Here is a 720-nt window from a genome sequence, read left to right on the forward strand (position 1 = left end):
ACTACATGCAGAGTTACTCCGTCGCTCGTGACTAAAAGCCTACCGTCTTCTGTCCTAGCTTTAACATACGTTGTATCACAACTATCCGATGAGGATTGAACAGGAAACCCAAAATTAGGTTGAGGGTGCTCTGATGCCTTCAAAACTCCTCCTGTCAGACGGTCATAAACGGTGCCATCAGGAGTTACAGCCGAATTTCTATAAGGATCATATACTCTGTCAGGAATAATCGTGTTATCTGAGTATGCTATCGGTGATATAGCCAATAAAAAAGTAATGACCGAGATGAAAAACAGACTTAACTTCATAATTTCCCATTTTTTTTATCAAAAAAATATGCAATTAAAACTAAAGGCCACAAAAACGCACAAATTATGCCGACAAGCATTGACGCACCTTCTTCGGTGTAACTTCTGCGCCTCCCGTTCCTAACTTCTTGGATAAACAGGAAACCGGCACTCACAATAATACCGACAACATAAATTCCTAATACCCTTTCCATAAAACATTCCGTTCTTATCAGATTAAACATAACATCCCTTGTACGCACCGCTAAAACGGTCTCAGGGCGTTTCTGAGGGGAAACCGGTAAAACAGGCAACAAACCACCCGAAAACCCGCCAGAAACGCGCAGGCTCTGTTTTTAAGGCATGCATGAGTATGCACGCAAGTGCATAGCGCGAAAATTCACGCCATTCAGCCAGAGTAAGTCCTGTTTCC

This window comes from Lentzea terrae (genome assembly GCF_003265345.1).
In the GTDB taxonomy this organism is placed as follows: domain Bacteria; phylum Actinomycetota; class Actinomycetes; order Mycobacteriales; family Pseudonocardiaceae; genus Lentzea; species Lentzea terrae.